This window comes from Photorhabdus akhurstii (assembly GCF_018448925.1).
Classification (GTDB): Bacteria; Pseudomonadota; Gammaproteobacteria; order Enterobacterales; family Enterobacteriaceae; genus Photorhabdus; species Photorhabdus akhurstii.
The window spans coordinates 1-3,952 of record NZ_RCWE01000058.1 but is presented as its reverse complement, the minus strand read 5'-3'; the positions used below and the strand labels follow the sequence as shown (position 1 = coordinate 3,952).

Annotated in this window: 2 protein-coding genes; both read right to left on the bottom strand. The window is 47.3% G+C overall.

What is annotated here, in order from left to right; all coding sequences use genetic code 11:
• Positions 1-1,972, bottom strand: a 1,972-nt coding sequence (locus EAE93_RS23465) for a condensation domain-containing protein (RefSeq protein ID WP_214040687.1), incomplete at its 3' end; no start/stop codon positions are given.
• A 3-nt stretch (positions 1,973-1,975) separates the two neighbouring features.
• A partial coding sequence (locus tag EAE93_RS23460) for a condensation domain-containing protein (protein ID WP_250151171.1) occupies positions 1,976-3,952 on the bottom strand: 1,977 nt, incomplete at its 5' end.

Here is a 3,952-nt window from a genome sequence, read left to right as displayed (position 1 = left end):
ACTTTTGCTGAGTGACGACGCAGGGGGATTGGGTATCGTCCAAAATAAACCGAACCCGCTCTAATGGATATTCAGGGGAAATGGGGACATAAGCGCCCCCGGCTTTCAGTGCCGCCAGAATACTGATCACCATGTCCAGACTGCGGTCGAGGTAGAGAGCGATGGGGGTATCCGCTTGCACAGGGACATGATGGTGTGGCTGACAGCGTTCACGGATCACATAGGCCAGTTGATTTGCCCGTTCGTTAAGCTGGCGATAGGTCAGGGATTCGCCTTCAAACACCAGCGCGACGTTATCCGGTGTGCTTTCCACCTGGGCTTCAAACAGTTGTTGCAGGGTTTTATCCTGCGGGTAAGGGGCATCAGTCTGATTCCAGCGCTGCAACAGGGTATGACGCTCTGCTTCGCTGAGGAAGGTGATTGACGTATGTAACTGGTCTGGGTTGCATGCCGCTGCGTGCAGGATACGTTCAAGCTGACCCAGTAGGCGCTGTGTCTGTGCTTCTGTCAGCCAGTCTTTGCCATAACTGAATTTGATGATGAGACTGTTATCGTGCTCATAGGCTGCCAGCGATACCGGATAATCCACTTTTTCGACGGACTGACGGAATGTCAGGGTATGTTCTATACCGGTTGGGTTTTCACTTACCACCGGGGACGGATAGTTTTCAAATACCAGCAGGCTGTGGAATAAGCGTTCTCCGTCGGATTGTAAACTGGCCAGTGAGACAGCACTGTGGCTGTTGAGGGCTGCAATAGCCGTCTGAATATCTTGTAAAACCGCCGCTATACTGCCTGTTGGACGCCATTGCACCCTCAGTGGCAAGGTATTGATATACAGGCCAACACTGGATTCAATCCCCGCTACCGGAACATCGCGGCCGGAGACGGTGGTGCCGACAATGGTCTGTGCATCGCCTGTGTAGCTGTGAAGTAGCTTATGCCAGGCAAATTGCAAGGCCACATTCAGTGTCACCCCTTGTGTCCGGCACATATCCTTAAGCTGCGCATAAGCGCTGCCCTGAATAATGAGTTCTTGTTCAGCCGGGTTTTCAATGCTTTTTATTTGCGCTAAATCGACACGGTGACTTAACAACGCAGAAAAATCATTGGAGCTCTGAAATTGGGCTTTGTATGCCGCCCAATAGGTGTCTGATTCAGCTTGATGATCCAGATGATATTGCTGGGTTGCCAGATAAGTTTGTTCCACCGTAATCTGGGGCTTCTGCCCTCTTATCAATTGGTTGTAATACTCATGCACAGCTTGCAATAGAATCGGATGGCTCCAGCCATCAGCAATGCAGTGATGTTGCGTAAGCAGTATGGTGACTAACTGTTCATCCTGCCTGATGAGCGTGAAGCGGATTAACCCGGGCTGACTTAAATCAAAAGGTAGGGTACGGTCGTATTGTTGAATTTCGTCAATCGCCTCGTTTCGGCCTTCTTTGGGTAATTGACTGATATCTTTGAACTTGAAGTTCAATGGTCCAATACTGGCGCCCGTTGTTACGATCTGTAATATTTTTCCTTCCCAATCAAATGCGGTTCTGAGAATGGGGAAACGCAGTGAAGCCAGTGACCAAGCTTGTTGATAGACGGGAAAGTTGATATTGGTGTGATAATCCAACAGCAATTGCACACGATAAGCATCATCCTGTGGCTGAGTCAGATGATGATAAACAAACCCCTGTTGCAAGCTGGTAGCAGGAAATATCGCTTCAATTTTTTTTCTGGGGGAGATAACTGAATCATTCGAACCAGAATGATTTTCATTAAAAATAAAACTTTTAAAATCTTTTTCAGAGAAAATACTTTTTTTATTCAAAAAATCTAATATATTTTCTTTTCTCTGTTTAACCTTATCAATAAGTTGCGAGGGAGGAGTTTCTCCGGTGAACGCCAGTTTCAACTTATCTTCATAGACCCATACTGACATATGATTTTTATTAAGTTCTTTAAATAGCATCAACATTTTTTACACGTCCAAAATAGTTTTCTTTTCTGAGTGATAGTCTGAATTTTCATGATTCATATGATCAAAACGATGAGTGAGCTGGTTTAGCTGTTCCATTGAAATGTCTTTGAACCCGTAATCGCTGGGGGTTTTTATTCCGCCCAATTGAGCCTGCTTTTGACCAGCAGCAATGACGTTATTGAGTGCTTGCTCAAATGCCGTGATAAATATCTCTGTCCGGGCTTGTGGCAAGCGGGAATCCACGCTGAATTGCAGTTTTCCCGCCTGAACTGCGCCGTTAATACCCAGTAGTAAATGGCTGATATTTTTGCTGGCTAACACAGACCCACAATCATCGTTGGTTATGGACCAATCTTGATGGCTGGTTCCTCCTAACTGACCAAGGTAGTTGAAACTGATGGTTGGTAAATCGCCGGTCAGATATCCCGCTTGATGTAACGCACTATAACCAATACCTTTATTCGGTATGGCACGAAGCATTTCTTTGGTGTGAATGATGGTTTTTGCAATATCAGTCTGCATTTCCAGGCGGACAGGGTACGTGGTTGTAAACCAGCCAACGGTTTCGGAAAGATCTAATGTGTCGTCAATGGATTCTCGGCCATGTGCTTCCAGAATGATGTAGTTTACTGCTTGGTAGAAAGTCTCCTGCAAAGCCAGTGTCAATGCGCTTAACAGTAAGTCGTTAATTTCAGTGTGGTAACCGGTGTTGGCTTCATGTAGTAGCATGTCCGTCATTTCGGCAGGAATGCTTAACAGGTGTTGGGTGATGTCGCCCAGCGCGGGTTTGGTGCCGTTTCCGGCTATCACCTGTTGCCAGTAGGGTACTTCATCCTGATGCTGCTGTGCATAATGATGGACGGCTGTTACCCATTGTCGATAACTGCTGGTCTTCAATGGTAAGGTCATTCCCTGTAATAACAGACGCATATGTTCAGCAATAATTCGCCAGGAAACCACATCAATAATCAGATGGTGGAATGCGAAAAATAGCCGGGCGCTGCCATCCGTATATCCGGTCAGATGACCTGCCTGCCATAATGGCCCGCGACAATAATCAAAGCCACTTTGCCATTGGGTTAGTTGTTGATGTAATGCTTCCTTATTTAATCCCCTGATATCACAGTGATGTAAAAGGGAATATGAAGATGGCATTTCCGTGGAATAGTGCTGACGGTAGCCGTTTTCGGTATCTATAAAACGGACACGCAGCATATCATGCCGTTTAGCCAGCATTATCAGGGCCTGTTCAATCTGTGCGGATTTGATATCCCCGGGGATCTGGATCATAAATGCCTGATTCCAATGGTGTGGATTTGGCCAATTCCAGTCGAAGAAGGTTTGCTGGATAGGCAACAGGCTAAATTCCCCGCTTAACAGTCCCTGCTCTGCGAGCATATTAACGGTAGATGATGAGAGAGCTAGCAGTTGGGCTAACCGGGCCACCGTTGGTGCTTCAAAAATTGATTTAACCTGGAGGGAAAAGCCCGCTTGCCGCAGTTTTGACACCAGTTGGATACTGACAATGGAATCCCCCCCGATGCGGAAAAAGTTATCTTCAATGCCAATGCGCTCTAGCCCCAAGACCGCCTGCCAAATGGCACACAGTTGGGTTTCCAGCGCATTGCGGGGAGCCACATATCCCTCTTTATTTCCCCAGATTGGCTCAGGCAGGGCGCGGCGATCCAGTTTGCCATTTAGGGTCAGGGGGACTGTTTCAATACGGGTAAAGCTGGCCGGCAGCATATAGTCCGGTAAGCGGGAAGAGAGATGCTCAGTCAGGCTGTCATCAGACAGTCCCCCCGTCGTCACCAGATATGCCGCCAGTACTTTATGACTGTTATGCTCATGGTCAATCACCACTGCCTGTTTTACCTGTGGGTGGGCAGTCAGGGCAATTTCTATTTCACCCAATTCAACGCGGTAGCCACGGATTTTGACCTGAAAATCATTGCGGCCCAGATATTCCAGATTGCC